The sequence below is a fragment of the Franconibacter helveticus LMG 23732 genome (assembly GCF_000463115.2).
Classification (GTDB): Bacteria; Pseudomonadota; Gammaproteobacteria; order Enterobacterales; family Enterobacteriaceae; genus Franconibacter; species Franconibacter helveticus.
Genome location: NZ_AWFX01000003.1, coordinates 24665 through 44005 on the forward strand (window position 1 = coordinate 24665; position 19341 = coordinate 44005).

Consider the following 19341-nt stretch of genomic DNA (forward strand, 5'->3'; position numbering starts at 1 on the left):
GCTTTACAGGCCTGGTAGCTCGCTATTCCGTGATGGACAAACTCTCGTTATCCAGTTGCAGCGCAATATAAAGCAAAATGCGATCGTCAAAGCTGTCCAGGTTCAGGCCGGTTATTTCCGAGATCCGCTTCATCCGGTATTCCAGCGTATTGCGGTGAATAAACAACGCCTTCGCCGCGAGGCTCGCCTGAAGGTTATTGGCATACCAGCCTTTCAGCGTGCGAAGCAGCAAGCCGTTGCTGTCCATCTGCTTTAAGCGAGCCACCGGTCGCGTCAATTCCTTTGCCTGCCAGTCCTCTTTAATGCTGTCCAGCAGCAGCGGCAAAATCAGATCTTTATAAAAATAGACGCGCTTTTGCGGCTGGTTGTTTTTGCCTACGGCCATGGTGGTGGAGGCGGTACGGTAAGAGCGGGCGATGCCGCCTGCGTCAGGAAAATAGTTACCCATGGCGAGACGGATTTTCAGGCGGCTTCGGCTGCTTATCTGCTCCATTAACGCATGCATATACTGCCGCTGTTCGTCAGGCGCCCACATGCCGCGCGCATTAAGCGCAGGCTTCAGCAGCACGATTTGCGTCATCGAAACAATCGCGATAAGCGGCGACTTTTCCGCCGAGGTCAACAGCGTCTGAAGCTGTTGCAGCTCCGTCATCGCCGTGTCGACCCCAAGCTGACCGCTGTCTATTTCCACCACCAGCGCCACGCGCGGCTGGCTGAGATCGATGCCCAGGCGGTGCGCCCATTCGCCCAGCATCGGCGATGTCTGTTCCGAGCGGATTAGGTTCAGCACCAGTTCTTCGCGCAGGCGTACGTCCCGCGCCATCATGTGCATAAGCTGCGCCTGCTCAAGCATCATTTCCGCCGTCATGCAGACCAGCTCGCCGTACTGGCGCAACTGGCCCGGGTCGCCGGTCAGGCCTATCACGCCGACGATATTGCGGTTAAGGTGCAGGGGCAGGTTGATGCCCGGCTTGACGCCCTGAAGATGACGCGTGACCGCGTCGTCGATATCCACAATCCTTCGCTGGGAGATGGCGAGCAACGCCCCTTCGTGCAATTCGCCAATACGTTCCGGATCGCCGCTGCCAATAATGCGGCCTTTACCATCCATCACGTTGATATTGCAGTCGATGATTTTCATCGTGCGGTCAACGATGTTTTGCGCAAGACGGGCGTCGAGATGGTAATCGTCCATAACATTTCCTGTACAGAATGGTTACATAATCTTAATGAGCATAACTGTGAAAATGTCGTACGGCATTGTGCAACTGCCCAGTGCGGGTAACTAAAAGCGAACTCTTCGGAGAACGTCACGTTTTGCGGCTTTGCCGCGAGCCGCCCGGGCAGACAAAAAGCCGGATGTCAAAAAAGCACATCCGGCTGAAGCACAGCGCGGTGTATCAGGTCACCGGCGCCGGGTTAAAGACCGCAAGCTGGTTGTGCAGCCCCCACTGGTCGGAAAAGGTTTTGCGTCGCCCGCTCGCCACGTCGAGCATAAAGTGGAACAGCTTCCAGCCGACCTGCACGATAGTTTCCTCGCCGGTGGCGATAGTGCCGGCGTTAATGTCCATTAAATCGAACCAGCGATTGGCAAGTTCCGTGCGCGTCGCCATTTTAATCACCGGCACCGCCATCAGGCCGTACGGCGTGCCGCGCCCGGTGGTAAAGACCTGGAGCGTAATGCCGGAGGCGACCTGCTGCGTGCCGCAGACGAAGTCGCTGGCGGGCGTGGCGGCGTAAATCAGCCCGCGTTTGGTCGGGCGCTGGCCCGGCGAGAGCACTTCGACAATGGCGCTTTTTCCTGATTTAGCGATAGAGCCGAGCGCTTTTTCCACCACGTTCGCCAGCCCGCCTTTTTTATTGCCGGGCGACGGGTTGGCGCTGCGATCGGTTTGCCCCATGTCGAGATAGTTGTCGTACCAGGCCATCTCTTCCAGCAGCCGTTTGCCTACCTCTTCGTTGATCGCGCGCGGCGTCAGCAGATGGATGGCGTCACGCACTTCGGTGACTTCAGAAAACATCACCGTTGCGCCGCAGCGCACCAGCAGGTCAGACGCGTAGCCCACCGCCGGGTTAGCGGTCACGCCGGAAAAAGCGTCGCTGCCGCCGCACTGCATGCCGACCACCAGTTCCGAGGCCGGGCAGGTTTCACGCTTGCGCTGATTAAGTTTCGCCAGGTGCTGGCTGGCCACGCGCAGAATATCGTCCACCATCGAGCGGAAGCCGACATGCTGCTCATCCTGCAATCGCACAATGCTTGCGGAATCGACGGCAATCGCCGCCACGTCTTCTGTGCCCTGCAACAATCTTTCCGGTTGCAGTTTTTCGCAGCCGAGGCCAATCACCATCACTTCGCCGCCAAAGTTAGGGTTCAGCGCGATGTTATGAATGGTGCGGATGGGGATCACGGCGGCAGGCGCATTAATGGCCACGCCGCAGCCATAAAGGTGGTTAAGCCCGACTACGCCGTCGACGTTGGGGTAAAGAGGCAGCAGATCGCGCTCGATAAGCTTAATCACATAATCCACCACGCCCGCCACGCAGTGCACGCTGGTGGTAATGCCGAGCAGGTTTTTGGTGCCTACGCTGCCATCGGCGTTGCGGTAGCCTTCAAAGGTATAGCCTTCCAGCGGCGGCAGCGGCTCCGGCACGCGGGTCGCCAGCGGCAGCGTGTTAAGCGGCGGTGCTTTCGGCAGTTCGACCAGTGATTCGTCAATCCAGCTGCCGCGGGGAATAGCCCGTACGGCATAACCGATAATTTCGCCATAGCGAACAATTTCGCCGTGGGCAGGGATATCTGTCAGCGCCACTTTATGCCCCTGCGGGATATGCTCGATCAACTCAAGCCCATCCGGAAAACGCGTGCCCGCCTTGAGCCCATTATCGTTGACAATAATTGCTACATTATCTTTGTCATCGACTTTTATATAAAAATTGCCCGTCTCAAGGTTTTTAATTTTTATATCAGTCATTGTCCAGTATTCTCCGAAGATTACGGTAAGGCGTTGCTTAAATAAAATGAACAATACGTATAAAGGCCCGCTTAAGATTAATAGTGTCAGGATTACCTTATTTCGAATGTGACGCCGATCACTGAAACTGGTCGCTATGCCCAACGCGCGGCGACTCTTTGCGGTTTTTGTGGAAGAAAGCGGCTGACCTTGTGCAGACAGACAAAAAAATGGCCTATAAAGTCGGTTAAATTGTGTGACCTTCTAATGATTAGCGCCGGGAGCGGCGTCTATACTGAGCTGCATAAAAAAGAGCAAAACCTGTGAAGGCCCGGTTATTGCTTTATCACAACGAATATCTACCGCTACCAGATTTACTTTCAGGCTGTACTCATACATGGGGAAATAAAATGTCTGTGCAATCAGAAGTGGCTGTATCCAGCAAAAGAGTCCCTACCCGATTTTATATATTGCTAACCATATTTATTGTTACCGCTATTAATTATGCCGACCGCGCTACATTATCTATTGCCGGTACGGAAGTTGCTAAAGAGCTACAGCTTGATGCGGTTTCCATGGGATATATATTCTCGGCATTCGGCTGGGCCTATTTACTGATGCAAATTCCGGGCGGCTGGTTACTTGACCGGTACGGCTCGAAAAAAGTGTATACCTGGAGCCTGTTTTTCTGGTCGCTGTTTACCTTCACGCAAGGTTTTGTCGACATGCTGCCGCTTGCCTGGGCAGGCATCTCGATGTTCTTTATGCGCTTTATGCTGGGTTTTTCTGAAGCGCCTTCATTCCCCGCAAATGCCCGTATCGTCGCGGCCTGGTTTCCGACGAAAGAGCGCGGCACCGCTTCCGCGCTGTTTAACGCCGCCCAGTACTTTTCGCTCGCTATTTTCTCGCCGCTGCTTGGCTGGCTCACCTTCGCGTGGGGCTGGGAGCATGTCTTTACCGTCATGGGCGCCATCGGCTTTGTGCTGACGCTGGTATGGGTAAAGTTTATTCATAACCCGGGCGACCATCCGCGCATGTCAAAAGAAGAGCTGGATTACATCAGCAGCAACGGCGCCGTAGTGGATATGGACCACAAAAAAGCGGACAGCCAGCAGAGCGGGCCAAAGCTGCACTACATCAAACAGCTTCTCACCAACCGCATGATGCTCGGCGTTTTTTTCGGTCAGTACTTTATTAACACCATCACCTGGTTCTTCCTCACCTGGTTCCCTATTTACCTGGTGCAGGAAAAAGGCATGTCGATCCTCAAAGTAGGGCTGGTGGCTTCGATTCCGGCGCTGTGCGGCTTTGCAGGCGGCGTGCTGGGCGGCGTGTTCTCGGATTACCTGGTGAAGCGGGGCGCATCGCTTACCTTTGCGCGTAAGTTGCCTATCGTGCTCGGCATGCTGCTCGCCTCCACCATTATTCTGTGCAACTACACCGACAGTACCGTGCTGGTTGTTTCGCTGATGGCGCTGGCGTTCTTTGGCAAAGGTTTCGGCGCGCTCGGCTGGCCGGTGATTTCCGACACCGCGCCGAAGGAAATTGTGGGTCTGTGCGGCGGGGTGTTTAACGTCTTCGGCAACGTCGCTTCTATTGTGACGCCGCTGGTCATCGGTTATCTGGTCAGCGAATTACACTCCTTCAATGCCGCGCTGATTTTTGTCGGCTGCTCCGCGCTGATGGCGATGGTGTGTTATCTGGTGATCGTCGGCGATATCAAGCGTATGGAACTGGCGAAGTAAGCCATACAGTCAGGGTCTGAACTCATTAAGGTTGAACAATGAACGATATTTTCCCAAATAAATTCAAGGCCGCGCTGGCGGCTCACCAGACGCAGATCGGTTGCTGGTCGGCGTTAGCGAACCCCATCAGCACCGAGATGCTGGGCCTTGCGGGCTTCGACTGGATTGTGCTGGACGGCGAACACGCGCCTAACGATGTCACTACGTTTATCCCTCAGCTGATGGCGCTTAAGGGCAGCCACAGCGCGCCAGTGGTGCGGGTGCCGACCAACGAGCCGGTGATCATTAAGCGTTTGCTGGATATCGGTTTCTATAACTTCCTCATTCCGTTTGTCGAGTCTGAAGAAGAAGCGGTGCTGGCCGTTGCCTCCACCCGCTACCCGCCGGAAGGCATTCGCGGCGTTTCTGTCTCCCACCGCGCCAATATGTTCGGCACCGTGCCGGACTACTTCGCCGCCTCTAATAAGAACATCACCATTATTGTGCAAATAGAGAGCCAGCAGGGCGTGGACAATGTCGACGCTATCGCCGCCACCGACGGCGTGGACGGGATTTTTGTCGGCCCAAGCGATCTGGCAGCGGCGCTGGGCCATCTTGGCAACGCTTCGCACCCGGAAGTGCAGCGCTGCATTCAGCACATCTTCGCCCGCGCCAAAGCGCACGGCAAACCGGCGGGCATTCTGGCGCCGGTGGAAGCCGACGCTAAGCGTTACCTTGAGTGGGGCGCGACCTTTGTCGCCGTCGGCAGCGACCTTGGCGTGTTCCGCGCCGCCACGCAAAAGCTTTGCGACACCTTTAAAAAGTAATTCGCTAATTAACGAGAGAGAGACGAGCTATGACGATGAAAGTAGGGTTTATTGGCCTTGGCATCATGGGTAAGCCGATGAGCAAGAACCTCATCAAAGCGGGCTATTCGCTGGTAGTCGCCGACCGCAACGCCGATGCGATTGCCGAGGTTATTGGCGCTGGCGCGGAAACGGCTGCGACCCCAAAAGAAATTGCCGGGCAGTGCGACGTCGTTATCACCATGCTGCCGAACTCCCCACACGTTAAAGAAGTCGCGCTGGGCGAGAACGGCCTTATCGAAGGCGCGCACGCAGGCCTGACGCTTATCGACATGAGCTCTATCGCGCCGCTGGCAAGCCGCGAGATCAGCGAGGCGCTACAGGCGAAAGGCGTGGGCATGCTGGATGCACCCGTAAGCGGCGGCGAGCCGAAAGCCATCGACGGCACGCTGTCGGTGATGGTGGGCGGCGATAAAGCGCTGTTCGATAAATACTATGACCTGATGAAAGCGATGGCGGGTTCCGTGGTGCATACCGGCGACATTGGCGCAGGCAATGTCACCAAGCTGGCAAACCAGGTGATCGTGGCGCTGAATATTGCGGCGATGTCGGAAGCGCTGGTGCTGGCGACGAAAGCGGGCGTTAACCCGGATCTGGTTTACCAGGCTATCCGCGGCGGCCTTGCCGGCAGCACCGTTCTCGACGCCAAAGCGCCAATGGTGATGGATCGCAACTTCAAACCGGGTTTTCGCATCGACCTGCATATTAAAGACCTGGCGAACGCGCTGGATACCTCGCACGGCGTGGGCGCGCAGCTGCCGCTGACGGCCGCGGTAATGGAAATGATGCAGGCGCTGAAGGCTGATGGCATGGGCACCGCCGACCACAGCGCGCTGGCCTGCTATTACGAAAAACTGGCGAAAGTCGAAGTCGCTAAATAGCGATGAAATAACGGCAAGGGCGCCGCTGGCGCCCGGTTATCTCCCCGGTCTGGATTACTTATGAAAATAGTCATTGCACCCGATTCCTGGAAGGAAAGCCTCTCCGCCGCCGACGTGGCGCAGGCGATTGAAAAAGGTTTTCGCGAAATATTCCCCCATGCCGACTACGTTCGCGTGCCGCTTGCGGATGGCGGCGAGGGAACGGTGGAGGCGATGGTCAGCGCGACCCAGGGCACGACTATCACCACGCGCGTGACCGGGCCGCTCGGCCAGCCGGTCGAGGCCAGATGGGGGATTTCGGGCGACGGCAAGACCGCGTTTATCGAAATGGCGGAGGCGAGCGGTCTGGCGCTGGTGCCGCCTGCTCAGCGTAACCCGCTGCTGACCACGTCGCGCGGCACTGGCGAGCTGATCCTTGCCGCGCTGGATCGCGGCGTACGGCACATGCTTATCGGCATCGGCGGCAGCGCCACCAATGACGGCGGGGCCGGCATGGTGCAGGCGCTCGGCGCAAAACTCTGCGAGGCGTCCGGGCAGGAGATAGGTCCCGGCGGCGCGGCGCTTGCGAAGCTTGCCCGCATCGATCTTTCTGCGCTCGACAGCCGGCTGCGGGAGTGCGATATCAAAGTCGCGTGCGACGTAACCAACCCGCTCACCGGCGAGCAGGGCGCCTCTTTTATCTTTGGGCCGCAGAAAGGGGCGGACCCGCAGATGGTGCGCGACCTGGATAGTTACCTGGCGCATTACGCCCGGGTTATTCATCGTGAGCTGCAAAGAGAGGTAGAGACCATCCCAGGCGCAGGCGCGGCGGGCGGCATGGGGGCGGCGCTGATAGCGTTTCTGAACGCAGAGTTGCGAAGCGGCATTGAGCTGGTAACCGAGGCGCTGCATCTGGAAAACCATATCCATAACTGCACGCTGGTGGTGACGGGAGAAGGGCGCATTGATAGCCAGAGCATTCATGGCAAAGTGCCTGTGGGCGTGGCGCGCGTGGCGAAGAAGCACCATAAGCCGGTTATCGGCATCGCCGGTTCGCTAACCCCGGATGTGGCGGTAGTCCATCAGCACGGCCTGGACGCGGTATTCAGCGTGCTTAACAGCATCGGTACGCTGGAAGAGGCGCTGCGCGACGCGCAAGACAACGTTTACCGTTCGGCGCGCAATATCGCCGCCACGCTGCAAGTGGGTATGAGCGTGACGGGAAAACAGAGCCAGCCGGTAAAAGAGAGCGAGACCGGCGTCGTTTAAGCGGCGCGGTTCAGGCTGGCGGCAATGGCGTTTGTGCGCCGTTGCCGGTCCCCCGCATCGCCTGGTACACCTGCGCCACTTTCACAAAGTAGTCGGTGAGATAGTTAATACACACCTGCACCTTCAGCGGCATTTTGTCTTTCTCGGTATAAAGCGCATAAACCGGCCGCGGGTCAGACTGGTAGCGCGGCAGTAAGATCTCAAGCTCGCCGCTGTTGATCTCATCGATCACCCACATCAGCGGCACGTAGGCGATGCCTGCGCCAGCTTTCACCCAGCGCGAGAGCGTCATCGGATCGTTGGTGACGAACCGCCCCTGCGGGATCAGGCGCGTTGAAATCCCCTCCGGCGCCACCAGTTCAAACTCGTTATCGGGCCTTACGCTGTATTCTAGCCAGGAGTGGCTGGCGAGATCCGAGGGTTTTTCCGGCGCGCCGTTCAGCGCCAGATAGCTCCTGGCGGCGCAAACCACCATCGGCATTGAGCCAAGACGGCGTGAAAAAAGGCTGGAATCCTGCAACGCGCCAACGCGAATCACCAGGTCCAGACCGTCGGCAATCAAGTCCGGTGCCGGAATGCCGGTCACCAGGTTTACCGTCAGCCCTGGATATTCGCGCAGCATATCCGCCGTCATGGCCGCCAGCACGTTCTGCGCCATGGTGGAAGAGCTGCCGATGCGCAGCGTGCCGATGGGCGTATTGTTAAACGCATAAAGCTGCTCGTGCACCTCGCGCACTTCATGCAGCATGCGCCGACAGCCCTGATAGTAAATACGTCCCGCTTCGGTCAGCCCGATGCTGCGGGTGCTGCGGTTGAGCAACTTAACCTGCAATTCATCCTCAAGTTTTGACACGGTCTGGCTGATAGAAGAGACGCTCATCTGAAGCTGTCGCGCTGCGCTGGTGAAAGAGCCAAGTTCCACAACCCTGGCGAACACCGACATGCGTTTTAGTCGTTCCATTATTCACTCTGGCTTAAAAGTGATTTAGATCACATATCATAGATAACTTATTATCAGTTACGTTAATATATTATTACTAAGATAACCAACGCCGCGCTCTCTTCCGGCCATCCAGGCCACCCGGTTGCGGTCTATCGTTAATAATCGTCGCCTGCATAGTAATCAGAGTCATCATGAGTCTATTTCCCGTTATCGTGGTTTTCGGCCTGTCGTTTCCGCCGATCTTCATCGAACTGCTCTTATCACTGGCGATTTTCTGGCTGGTGCGCCGCCTGCTGGTCCCTACGGGGATTTATGATTTTGTCTGGCATCCGGCACTTTTTAATACGGCGCTTTATTGCTGCCTGTTTTATTTAATATCGCGTCTGTTTGTCTGAGGTTGATGTGAAAACGCTAACAAGAACACTCTCCCGTACTGCGATCACCCTTGCGCTGGTCATTCTGGCCTTCATCGCTATTTTTCGCGCCTGGGTTTATTACACCGAATCCCCATGGACGCGCGACGCCCGCTTCAGCGCCGACGTGGTAGCCATCGCGCCCGACGTCGCCGGGCTGGTTACCGCCGTTAACGTCCAGGACAACCAGCTGGTAAAAAAAGGCCAGGTGCTGTTTACCATTGACCAGCCTCGCTACCAGAAAGCGCTGGAAGAAGCGGAAGCGGACGTGGCCTATTACAACGCGCTGGCGGGCGAGAAGCGCCGCGAAGCGGGCCGCCGCAACCGTCTTGGCATTCAGGCGATGTCGCGCGAAGAGATTGATCAGTCTAACAACGTATTGCAAACCGTGCTGCATCAGCTGGCGAAAGCGCAGGCAACGCGCGATCTCGCGAAGCTCGATCTGGAACGCACCGTTGTCCGCGCCCCGGACGACGGCTGGGTGACTAACCTGAATGTGTATGCGGGCGAGTTTATTACCCGCGGTTCAACGGCCGTCGCGCTGGTAAAACAGAATACCTTCTACGTGCTGGCCTATATGGAAGAGACCAAGCTGGAAGGGGTGCGCCCGGGCTATCGCGCCGAAATTACGCCGCTTGGCAGTAATGCCGTGCTGCACGGCACCGTTGACAGCGTCGCGGCAGGCGTGACCAATTCAAGCAGCACGCGTGACGATAAAGGCATGGCGACGGTGGATTCAAACCTTGAGTGGGTGCGCCTGGCGCAGCGCGTGCCGGTACGTATTCGGCTGGATAAACAAACCGGCAACCTGTTCCCGGCAGGCACCACGGCGACTGTCGTGATCACCGGCGAGAAAGACCGGGACCGCAGCCAGGAGACGCCTTTTAATAAACTGATGCATCGACTGCGCGAATTCGGTTAACCGCTATGGGCATTCTTTCTATCGCGCCGCAGCATCTGCGCTTTGCCATCAAGCTCGCCACCGCAATCGTGCTGGCGCTGTTTGTCGGCTTTCATTTTCAGCTGGAAACGCCGCGCTGGGCGGTGCTGACCGCCGCTATCGTCGCGGCGGGGCCGGCTTTCGCCGCAGGCGGCGAGCCCTGGTCTGGCGCTATCCGCTATCGCGGCATGCTGCGTATCGTCGGCACCTTTATCGGCTGTATCGCCGCGCTGGTGATTATCATCTCTATGATCCGCGCGCCGGTAGTTATGCTGCTGGTCTGCTGCATCTGGGCTGGCTTTTGCACCTGGATCTCCTCGCTTGTAAAGGTCGAGAACTCCTATGCCTGGGGTCTGGCGGGCTATACCGCGCTGATTATCGTTATCACTATTCAGACCGCGCCGCTCTCCACCCCGCAGTTCGCGGTGGAGCGATGCAGCGAGATTGTGATAGGCATTTTTTGCGCGATTGTCGCCGACCTGCTCTTTTCTCCGCGCTCCATCAAGCGCGAAATTGACCGCGAGCTGGACAGCCTGCTGGTCGCGCAGTTTCAGCTAATGCAGCTATGCATTAACCACGGCGACAGCGAAGAGCTGGATAAAGCCTGGGGCGCGCTGGTACGCCGCACCACTGCGCTGGAAGGGATGCGCACGAACCTGAATATTGAGTCGTCGCGCTGGGTGCGGGCCAACCGTCGCCTGAAGGCGCTTAACACGGTATCGCTGACGATGATAACCCAGGCCTGTGAAACCTGGATGATTCAGAACAGCCGCCCGGAAGCCATCGCCCCTGAGTTCCGCGAGCTGTTTGCCGAACCGGTGGAGACGGCGGCGGATGTGCACAAGCGCCTGAAGTTTATGCGCCGCGTCATGGCCTGGACTGGCGAACACGACACGCCTGTGACCCTTTACAGCTGGATCGGCGCCGCAACGCGCTACCTGCTGCTCAAGCGTGGCGTTATCACTAACGCGAAAATCAGCGTTGTGGAAGAAGAAATCCTGAACGGCGAAGCCGTGGTGAAGCCGGTATCGGCGGAGCGGCATCACGCCATGATTAACTTCTGGCGCACGACGGTCTCCTGTATTCTCGGCACGCTGTTCTGGCTGTGGACCGGCTGGACCTCCGGCAGCGGCGCGATGGTGATGATTGCCGTGGTAACCGCGCTGGCGATGCGTCTGCCTAACCCGCGAATGGTCGCGCTCGATTTCGTTTACGGCATGCTGGCGGCGTTGCCTCTGGGGGCGCTCTATTTTCTGGTGATTATCCCCAACACGCAGCAGAGCATGCTGCTGCTCTGCATAAGCCTTGCGCTGCTCGGCTTTTTCATCGGCATTGAGGTGCAAAAGCGGCGGCTCGGATCGATGGGCGCGCTGGCGGGGACAATCAACATCATTGTGCTGGATAACCCGATGACCTTTCATTTCAGCCAGTTTCTCGACAGCGCGCTGGGGCAACTGGTGGGCTGTATGCTGGCGATGATGGTCATTCTGGTGATCCGCGATAATTCGCAGGCGCAAACCGGCCGTACGCTGCTTAACCAGTTTGTTTCGGCGGCGGTGTCGTCGCTCACCACGAACAAAGCGCGCCGCCGTGAAAACCATTTACCGGCGCTCTATCAGCAGCTTTTCCTGTTGCTGAACAAGTTTCCGGGGGACGTGGCGAAGTTTCGCCTGGCGCTGAACCTGATTATCGCTCACCAGCGCCTGCGCGATGCGCCCATTCCGGTAAATGCGGATCTCTCTGCTTTCCACCGCCAGCTGCGTCATACCGCTGACCGGGTGATTGCCGCAAGAAGCATCGACAAGCGTCGCCAGACCTTTAAGCAACTGCTCGATGAGTTAGATATCTATCAGCAGAAGCTGCATGCCTGGGACGCGCCGCAGCAGGTGACAGAGCCGGTGAAACGGCTGACGGCGATGCTGCATAAATACCAGCACGCACTGACGGACCGCTGATTTCGCGCTTTTTCTCAACCAGACCGACGCCCAAAGCGTCGGTTTTTTTGTAGCTATACTTACGCAAGATAAAGTCAGGCAAGCGACAGGACATATGGTCAGGAGGAGAAAATGACGATGCAAAAGCTGGCGGATAACGCGCTTTTTCAGACAGGCTATCTGGTGGACGGCACCTGGCACACTACAGCGACCACCTTCGACGTGCTGAATCCGGCAACGGGCGACGTGGTGGCGAAAGTCGCCAAAGCGGGCAAAAAAGAGACCGAAGCGGCGATCGCGGCGGCAAGCCGCGCTTTCCCGGCATGGCGGGCGAAAACCGCGAAAGCGCGTTCAGAAATTCTTTATCGCTGGTATCAGCTGATTATTGAAAATAAAAGCTGGCTGGGCGAACTGATGACGAGCGAGCAGGGCAAACCGCGCAAAGAAGCGGAAGGGGAAGTGGAATACGCCGCAAGCTTTATCCAGTGGTTTGCCGAACAGGCTAAACGTGCGAATGGCGAAATTATCCCCCCGGTTAAGCCCGGCTCACGTATTCTGGCCACCCGCGAGCCGGTAGGCGTGGTGGCGGCTATCACGCCCTGGAACTTCCCGATGGCGATGCTTACCCGCAAGCTTGGCCCGGCGCTTGCCGCAGGCTGTACCGGGGTGATTAAGCCTGCCAACAACACGCCGCTTTCCGCCTTCGCGCTGCTGGCGCTGGCTAAGCAGGCAGGCGTGCCGGACGGCGTGCTAAACGCCGTAGCGGGCAATACGGCGGAAATCAGCGACGCCATCATGGCAAGCCCGCAAGTGCGCAAGATTTCGTTTACCGGCTCCACGGCCGTAGGCAAAACGCTGATGCGTAACGCGGCGGAAACCATGAAGAAGGTGTCGATGGAGCTTGGCGGCAATGCGCCTTATATCGTGTTTGACGATGCCGATATCGACGCGGCAGTTCAGGGCGCCATCGCCAACAAATTTCGCAACGCAGGCCAGGTGTGCGTGAGCGTAAACCGCTTCTTTATTCAGGATGGCGTTTATGACCGCTTCGTCAACCAGCTGGCGGAAGCGGTGAAGGCGCTGAAGGTCGGTAACGGCATGGAAGAAGGCGTGGTGGTCGGCCCGCTGATTGAGCAATCCGCCGTGGATAAAGTGCGCGAGCACGTTGAAGACGCCGTCGCGAAAGGGGCAAAAGTGCTGGCGGGCGGCAAACCGCACGAGCTTGGCGGCAACTTCTGGCAGCCCACTGTCCTGATTGACGCAAACGAAGAGATGAAGCTTTCTCAGGAAGAGACCTTTGGCCCGCTGGCGGCTTGCTTCCGTTTTAAAACGGAAGAAGAGGTTATCGCTCGCGCCAATAACACGCCGTACGGCCTTGCCGCCTATTTTTACACGCAAAACCTTCAGCGCGTTTTCCGCGTTTCTCAGCAAATCGAAAGCGGCATGATAGGCATTAATGAATGTGCGGTATCCACTGAGCTTGGGCCGTTTGGCGGCGTGAAAGAGTCGGGCCTGGGCCGTGAAGGCTCAGTGCTTGGACTGGAAGAGTTTATGGAAGTGAAAACCCTGCACCTTGGCGGGCTCTGAAACTGCGGGCGGCCATGGGTCGCCCTGATGCCGGTGACGCAGCATGAAAATTTATACCTTCGATTTCGATGAGATTACCGAGCAGGCAGATTTTTACCGGGAGTTTTGCCGGGCCTTTGGCCTTGCCAAAAATCAGGTGAGCGATCTGGATGCGCTATGGGAGAAGGTAACGCAAGGGGGGCTGCCGCTGCCGCTGGAGATAGAGTTTGTGCATCTGGGGGAAGAACAGCGTCGGCGCTACGGCGCGCTGATTTTGCTGTTTGACGAAGCAGAAGAGGAGCTGGAAGGTCAGCTCCGCTTCAATATTCGTCATTCAACATAAGGCAGGGCTTAAAAAGGCCCCTGCGAAAACAGGGGCAAGTCGTCGGACAAGACGACGAGGGTTTACTTGTAGAGTTCAGCAGTGGCGTGCCAGTGGTCGCCCTGAGTCAGTTCAGTGATACGGTAGCTATTGGCGCCTTGTTTTTCTGCTTTTTCAGCCAGCTGCTGGCGAATGTCCATCGGCGCGCCCGTTACCTGAGTAACAGATACGCTGCCCATCGGTTGAAGGTTCTGCGCCTGTTCGGCATTAACTTGTTGTACTGCGGCGCTGGCGCCAAAAGAGATCAGAGAAGCAAGGCTCAGCGCGGCGATGGTAAATTGGGTTTTCATTGTCTTAAATCCTCGTCAAAACACTCAACGGCCGGAAGGGGTGAAACGCTATTTTTCTGCTTAGGGCCGTTGCGTGCGGTTTATTGTTATTCAGAACGTTTATTTATAACGCTTTGCTTATTTGTAGAGCTCAGCGGTAGCGTGCCAGTGGTCGCCGGTACGCGCTTCGATAATGCGATAAGCAGATGCGCCTTTTTCCTGGGCTTTCTGGTCGAGCATATCGTGCATATCCATCGGAACGCCGCCGACGGCATCAACGGTTACCGTACCAATAGCCTGACGGTTTTGCGCCTGATCGGCACTGATAGAAGATGCTGCAAATGCACCGAAAGAAAGCATGGAAAGAACAGTTGCGGCTGCTACAGTAGATTTAATGTTCATATTGTTTACCTCGTCGTATTTATTATCACTGGTCACTGTTCCGTGACCCTCATCACAAAAACAAGTATACACTAGTCACCCAAAAAATTAATAACAAGCTAATGGTTTCCTATGAAACTTTGAGCTTGCAGTGATGGTTATTTATTACCGATCGTTATAAAAATGCTTGTTTTTCGATCATTTTTGGTTTTAAATACTTATTAATCAACAGGTTGCTGTAATTTTGCAATTTGTGCGGTTTATGATGTTCAATAGACTGGGTGAATGCTTTTTCGCAGACGAAGCGACTGGTTACTGGGGGAATGGCAGAAGAAATTAAAAGAGGGAAGGGAGCCTCCCGCTATGATGTAGCGGGAGGGAGCGGTTAAAGTTCCTGTTCAAACAATACCAGGATGGCTTCATAAAGCTCTTTTACCGTAAAACCGCGCGCAGGGGTGGTGAAGATAGTATCGTCGCCCGCGATAGTGCCGAGGATCCCTTCCGCTTTGCCGAGCGAATCGAGCAGGCGTGCAATAAGCTGGGCAGCGCCAGGGCTGGTATGAATAACCACAACCGCATCGTTGTAGTCGATATCCAGCACCAGGTTCTTCAGCGGGCTGGAGGTGGTCGGCACCCCAAGCTCAACCGGCAGGCAGTAAACCATCTCCATTTTTGCATTGCGGGTGCGCACGGCGCCGAACTTTGTCAGCATGCGGGAAACTTTAGACTGGTTGATGTTTTCAAAGCCTTCATCCTGTAAGGCCTGGACAATTTCGCCCTGAGAACTGAATTTTTCTTCTTTAAGTAAAGCTTTAAACGCTTTGACTAATTCTTCTTGTTTTGCGGAGCTGCGCATACGTCACCCGTGGTCAGGCCAATAATAACAACATTATTATGCATAAATTTGAATTTTTATGCAAATTATCTGCCATGGATGGGGCTGAAATAATGTTATGAAAGCGGCGGATTTTATCAAATTTTGTTATCGAGGAACATGCCTGCGTCACGACTCGAAAATAAGCGATAAAGTAAAACAATTGTTATCAAAATGATGTTGTTTTGCTGTCGCCAGAGGGTGTAATGTAACCGCCTGTTGATAAGTTGCTCCGGTAGTGACCCGGCGAATTCGGTCGTATCCGTGCTCCGGTTAAACCGCCGCATCGCTTTCAGTAAAGCGCGTCAGAAGTCGCAAACTGAAGGTCAGAAGATTGTACTCATTTCATCGATAAATGATTATGGTCGCCACCAATGGAGTAACGGCACACTTTTGCTCACCATAATAAGGAGTTTAGGATGAAAGTTGCAGTCCTCGGCGCGGCAGGTGGTATCGGCCAGGCGCTTGCCCTTCTACTCAAGACCCAACTGCCTTCAGGTTCAGAACTCTCTCTGTATGACATCGCGCCGGTAACGCCGGGCGTAGCGGTAGACCTGAGCCACATCCCGACCGATGTAAAAATCAAAGGCTTTTCCGGCGAAGACGCCACCCCTGCGCTGGAAGGCGCGGACGTGGTGCTGATCTCCGCAGGCGTGGCGCGTAAGCCGGGCATGGACCGTTCCGATCTCTTTAACGTGAACGCAGGCATCGTGAAGAATCTGGTTCAGCAGATCGCAACCACCTGCCCGAAAGCTTGTATCGGCATTATCACCAACCCGGTTAACACCACGGTCGCCATCGCGGCGGAAGTGCTGAAAAAAGCGGGCGTGTACGATAAGAACAAACTGTTCGGCGTAACCACGCTGGATATCATCCGCTCCAATACTTTTGTTGCGGAACTGAAAGGCAAACAGCCGACCGAGATCGACGTACCGGTTATCGGCGGTCACTCCGGCGTGACTATTCTGCCGCTGCTGTCGCAGATCCCGGGCGTGAGCTTCTCCGCGCAGGAAGTGGCCGATCTGACCAAACGCATTCAGAACGCCGGCACCGAAGTGGTGGAAGCGAAAGCGGGCGGCGGCTCTGCGACCCTCTCTATGGGTCAGGCGGCGGCGCGCTTCGGTCTTTCCCTGGTGCGTGCGTTGCAGGGCGAGCAGGGTGTGGTTGAGTGCGCTTATGTGGAAGGCGACGGCGAACACGCTCGCTTTTTCTCTCAGCCGCTGTTGCTGGGCAAAAACGGTATCGAAGAGCGTAAATCTATCGGCACCCTGAGCGCGTTTGAACAGCAGGCGCTGGAAGGCATGCTTGATACGCTGAAGAAAGATATCGTTCTGGGCGAAGAGTTCGTCAACAAGTAAGCGATAGCCTGAAAAGAAAAAACCGGAACTCAGGTTCCGGTTTTTTTATGCCTGCCGCTTAACTGGTGGCGGGATATTCCTGAATAGTCACTTCCAGTTTAATGCGGCGGTCGTTGCGCATGACTTCAACCGGAATCACCGAACCTGGACGAATTTCTGCAACCTGGTCCATGGTTTCCAGCGCAGAGATCGCAGGCTTGTTGTTTACAGAAACGATGACATCATTGACCTGAATGCCCGCACGCGCCGCCGGGCCGTCCGGCGCCACTTCATTGACCACAATGCCCTGAATCTGATCGATACCCGCGGCTGGCGCATGCAGCGGCGTGATTTCGCGCCCGCCGATGCCGATATAGCCGCGAATAACCCGGCCATCGCGAATGAGCTTTTCCATGATTTTCGTGGCGAGCTGCGTCGGGATGGCAAAGCCAAGCCCTTCCGGCGTTTCGCCATCGTTGCTTTTATCAAACGACAGGGTGTTGATGCCCATCATCTCGCCAAGCGAGTTCACCAGCGCGCCGCCCGAGTTACCATGGTTGATGGAGGCGTCGGTCTGTAAAAAATTTTGTCTGCCCGTAGGGTTCAGGCCGACGCGCCCTGTGGCGCTGATGATGCCCTGGGTGATGGTTTGCCCAAGGTTATAAGGGTTGCCGATAGCCAGTACGACATCGCCGATATGCGGCGCGCGGCGGGGGTTAATGGGAATGGTCGGCAGGTTCGCCGCATTAATTTTTAGCACGGCGAGGTCCGTCAGGCTGTCTGACCCGACCAACAGCGCTTCGAATACGCGTCCATCCTGTAGCGCGACGATTATCTGGTCGGCGTCATTAATTACGTGCTTATTCGTAATGATGTAGCCGCGCTGATCCATGATAACGCCGGAGCCGAGCGTGCGAATCTCCAGCTGGTTGCGCGCGCCATTACTGACGCCGCGATTATAGACATTCACTACCGCAGGCGCAGCGCGCTTTACCGCCGCGTTATAGCTGGCAGGCGTTTCATCGGCGCTGTCGTAAACCGGCGTGGATAAAGGGCTCACCTGACGCAGCGAAGGCATAATCGCCAGCAGTATTCCCGCGACGATAAGACCGAGCACAACAGGACGTAAGAACTTGAGAAACATGGGCATGGGTTAGTTAATCAGGGAGACGGTCGCAGCATAGCATGACTTATACGGACATCCCACGCAGGCGGGATGTCCATTTACGACTTTATTAACGCAGCAGTAAATAGATGCTTTCGCTGCCGCGCACAATATGAAGCGCTATGACGGCAGGTTTGCTCTCCAGTACTTTACGCATCTCAGCAATAGACTGCACGCGGTCGCGGTTAACGCCGATGATGACATCATCTTTGTGCAGACCAATCTGCGCCGCCGCGCTGCCTTTCTCCACTTCATCAATGGCGACGCCCTTCGTGCCGTCTTTCAACTGACCGTCGCTCAGCGTCGCGCCCTGAAGGGCTGGCGCAATCATCTCTGCGCTGGCGGAAGAGGTCGTGCTTTTATCCAGCGTCACTTCCACTTCCTGCGGCTTGCCGTCGCGCAGCAGGCCGAGCTTCACTTTGGTGCCCGGTTCTGTGGTGGCGATGCGCGAACGCAGTTCGGCAAAGCTGCTAAGCGGCTTGCCGTTCAGGCTGATAATCACATCGCCAGACTTGATGCCCGCTTTTGCAGAACCGGAGCCCGGCAACACCTCGCTGACGAAGGCGCCGCGCTGCACGTTAAGGTTAAACGCTTTAGCGATGTCGGCGCTCATTTCGGTGCCTTTAATGCCAAGCAGGCCGCGACGGATTTCGCCAAACTGAATAAGCTGGTTCGCCAGCGTCTGCGCCATATTGCTGGGGATAGCGAAGCCGATGCCGACGCTGCCGCCGCCCGGCGCCAGAATGGCGGTGTTGATGCCGATAAGCTCGCCGTTGAGGTTCAACAGTGCGCCGCCGGAGTTGCCGCGGTTGATGGAGGCGTCGGTCTGGATAAAGTTTTCCAGCCCCTCAAGGTTCAGCCCGCTGCGGCCCAGCGCCGAGATAATGCCGGAGGTCGCGGTCTGGCCGAGACCGAACGGGTTGCCGACCGCGACAGCGAAATCGCCTACGCGCAGGTTGTCGGAGTCGGCGATTTTAATTTGCGTCAGGTTAGTGGCGTTTTGCAGCTGCAACAGGGCAATATCGCTCTGGTCGTCGCTGCCGATAAGTTTGGCGTCGAATTCGCGGCCGTCGTTAAGCTGCACGCTGATTTTCTCAGCATGATTCACAACGTGGTTATTGGTAAGCACATAGCCTTTCGCCGCGTTAATAATGACCCCGGAACCCAGGCCTTCAAAAGGCTGCGCCTGCTGGTCCGGCAGCTCGTCGCCGAAATATTTTTTCAGCTCTTCCGGCACCTTCTGGCCCTCCGGGGCGGCAGTGCCTTCCACCTGCACGCTAACCACAGCAGGCAAGACTTTTTCCAGTACCGGCGCAAGGCTTGGCAGCGCAGCCTGGCCTGGAACTTGCGAAGGCAATGAAGCGACGGCCTGGAAGGGCGCCGAAAGAGATAACCCGACACTTAACGCTAACGCACTCAACAGCTGGGTTTGTTTTTTCATTGATGCGGCTCTCGCAACCTGGAAGA

Annotated in this window: 18 protein-coding genes; 10 read left to right on the forward strand and 8 right to left on the reverse strand. The window is 56.4% G+C overall.

From position 1 onward, the window contains the following. Positions 1-22 precede the first annotated feature (22 nt). On the reverse strand, positions 23-1195 hold the full coding sequence (locus DW56_RS00145) for a CdaR family transcriptional regulator (RefSeq protein WP_024555074.1): 1173 nt from the start codon (positions 1193-1195) through the stop codon (positions 23-25). A gap of 205 nt (positions 1196-1400) precedes the next feature. Continuing rightward, the gene (gene garD, locus DW56_RS00150) at positions 1401-2972 is read right to left on the reverse strand and encodes a galactarate dehydratase (protein WP_029589704.1); all 1572 of its coding nucleotides are present in this window, start codon (positions 2970-2972) and stop codon (positions 1401-1403) included. A gap of 389 nt (positions 2973-3361) precedes the next feature. Here garD and DW56_RS00155 point away from each other — a divergent pair, with 389 nt between their 5' ends. From DW56_RS00155 to DW56_RS00170, 4 genes are read left to right on the forward strand one after another with little or no spacing between them, the layout of a single operon-like run. Continuing rightward, complete coding sequence (locus tag DW56_RS00155; RefSeq protein WP_024552583.1) at positions 3362-4696, forward strand: MFS transporter; 1335 nt, start codon at positions 3362-3364, stop codon at positions 4694-4696. A gap of 38 nt (positions 4697-4734) precedes the next feature. After that, positions 4735-5502, forward strand: coding sequence for a 2-dehydro-3-deoxyglucarate aldolase (garL, locus tag DW56_RS00160; RefSeq protein ID WP_029589705.1), 768 nt, complete (start codon positions 4735-4737; stop codon positions 5500-5502). A 29-nt stretch (positions 5503-5531) separates the two neighbouring features. Then, on the forward strand, positions 5532-6422 hold the full coding sequence (garR, locus tag DW56_RS00165) for a 2-hydroxy-3-oxopropionate reductase (RefSeq protein ID WP_024552581.1): 891 nt from the start codon (positions 5532-5534) through the stop codon (positions 6420-6422). A gap of 60 nt (positions 6423-6482) precedes the next feature. Beyond that, the gene (locus tag DW56_RS00170; RefSeq protein WP_024552580.1) at positions 6483-7670 is read left to right on the forward strand and encodes a glycerate kinase; all 1188 of its coding nucleotides are present in this window, start codon (positions 6483-6485) and stop codon (positions 7668-7670) included. 10 nt (positions 7671-7680) lie between these two features. Here the strand turns inward: DW56_RS00170 and aaeR are convergent, their stop codons facing one another. Beyond that, a complete protein-coding gene (aaeR, locus tag DW56_RS00175) occupies positions 7681-8631 on the reverse strand; it encodes an HTH-type transcriptional activator AaeR (protein WP_024552579.1) in 951 nt (316 codons plus the stop codon). Between the two features lie 173 nt (positions 8632-8804). Here aaeR and aaeX point away from each other — a divergent pair, with 173 nt between their 5' ends. From aaeX to DW56_RS00200, 5 genes are all read left to right on the forward strand, one after another. Further along, complete coding sequence (gene aaeX / locus DW56_RS00180) at positions 8805-9008, forward strand: p-hydroxybenzoic acid efflux pump operon protein AaeX (RefSeq protein ID WP_024552578.1); 204 nt, start codon at positions 8805-8807, stop codon at positions 9006-9008. Between the two features lie 7 nt (positions 9009-9015). Then, entirely contained in the window at positions 9016-9948 is a 933-nt protein-coding gene (gene aaeA / locus DW56_RS00185; RefSeq protein WP_024552577.1) for a p-hydroxybenzoic acid efflux pump subunit AaeA, read from the forward strand. A 5-nt stretch (positions 9949-9953) separates the two neighbouring features. Next, positions 9954-11921 carry a p-hydroxybenzoic acid efflux pump subunit AaeB gene (gene aaeB, locus DW56_RS00190; RefSeq protein ID WP_024552576.1) on the forward strand — a complete coding sequence of 656 codons (1968 nt, stop codon included), beginning with the start codon at positions 9954-9956 and terminating at the stop codon, positions 11919-11921. Between the two features lie 111 nt (positions 11922-12032). Next, positions 12033-13487, forward strand: a complete 1455-nt coding sequence (locus DW56_RS00195; protein ID WP_024552575.1) for an NAD-dependent succinate-semialdehyde dehydrogenase — start codon at positions 12033-12035, stop codon at positions 13485-13487. Between the two features lie 43 nt (positions 13488-13530). After that, complete coding sequence (locus DW56_RS00200; RefSeq protein WP_024552574.1) at positions 13531-13809, forward strand: barstar family protein; 279 nt, start codon at positions 13531-13533, stop codon at positions 13807-13809. 62 nt (positions 13810-13871) lie between these two features. Here the strand turns inward: DW56_RS00200 and yhcN (DW56_RS00205) are convergent, their stop codons facing one another. The 3 genes from yhcN (DW56_RS00205) to argR all read right to left on the reverse strand — a co-directional run bounded on the left by yhcN (DW56_RS00205) (position 13872) and on the right by argR (position 15354). After that, positions 13872-14138: a peroxide/acid stress response protein YhcN gene (gene yhcN / locus DW56_RS00205; RefSeq protein ID WP_024552573.1), complete on the reverse strand. Its 267-nt coding sequence runs from the start codon at positions 14136-14138 to the stop codon at positions 13872-13874. Between the two features lie 117 nt (positions 14139-14255). Continuing rightward, complete coding sequence (gene yhcN, locus DW56_RS00210; RefSeq protein WP_024552572.1) at positions 14256-14519, reverse strand: peroxide/acid stress response protein YhcN; 264 nt, start codon at positions 14517-14519, stop codon at positions 14256-14258. Positions 14520-14883: 364 nt separating this feature from the next. Beyond that, positions 14884-15354 (reverse strand): transcriptional regulator ArgR, encoded by a 471-nt coding sequence (gene argR, locus DW56_RS00215; protein WP_024552571.1) that lies wholly within the window; start codon positions 15352-15354, stop codon positions 14884-14886. Between the two features lie 437 nt (positions 15355-15791). Between argR and mdh the strand changes: the two genes are divergently transcribed. After that, entirely contained in the window at positions 15792-16730 is a 939-nt protein-coding gene (gene mdh / locus DW56_RS00220; protein ID WP_024552570.1) for a malate dehydrogenase, read from the forward strand. Positions 16731-16788: 58 nt separating this feature from the next. On the opposite strand, the gene degS is transcribed toward mdh, so the two are convergent. Then, complete coding sequence (gene degS / locus DW56_RS00225; RefSeq protein ID WP_024552569.1) at positions 16789-17853, reverse strand: outer membrane-stress sensor serine endopeptidase DegS; 1065 nt, start codon at positions 17851-17853, stop codon at positions 16789-16791. Between the two features lie 91 nt (positions 17854-17944). Continuing rightward, the gene (gene degQ, locus DW56_RS00230) at positions 17945-19315 is read right to left on the reverse strand and encodes a serine endoprotease DegQ (protein WP_024552568.1); all 1371 of its coding nucleotides are present in this window, start codon (positions 19313-19315) and stop codon (positions 17945-17947) included. Positions 19316-19341: the final 26 nt, after the last annotated feature.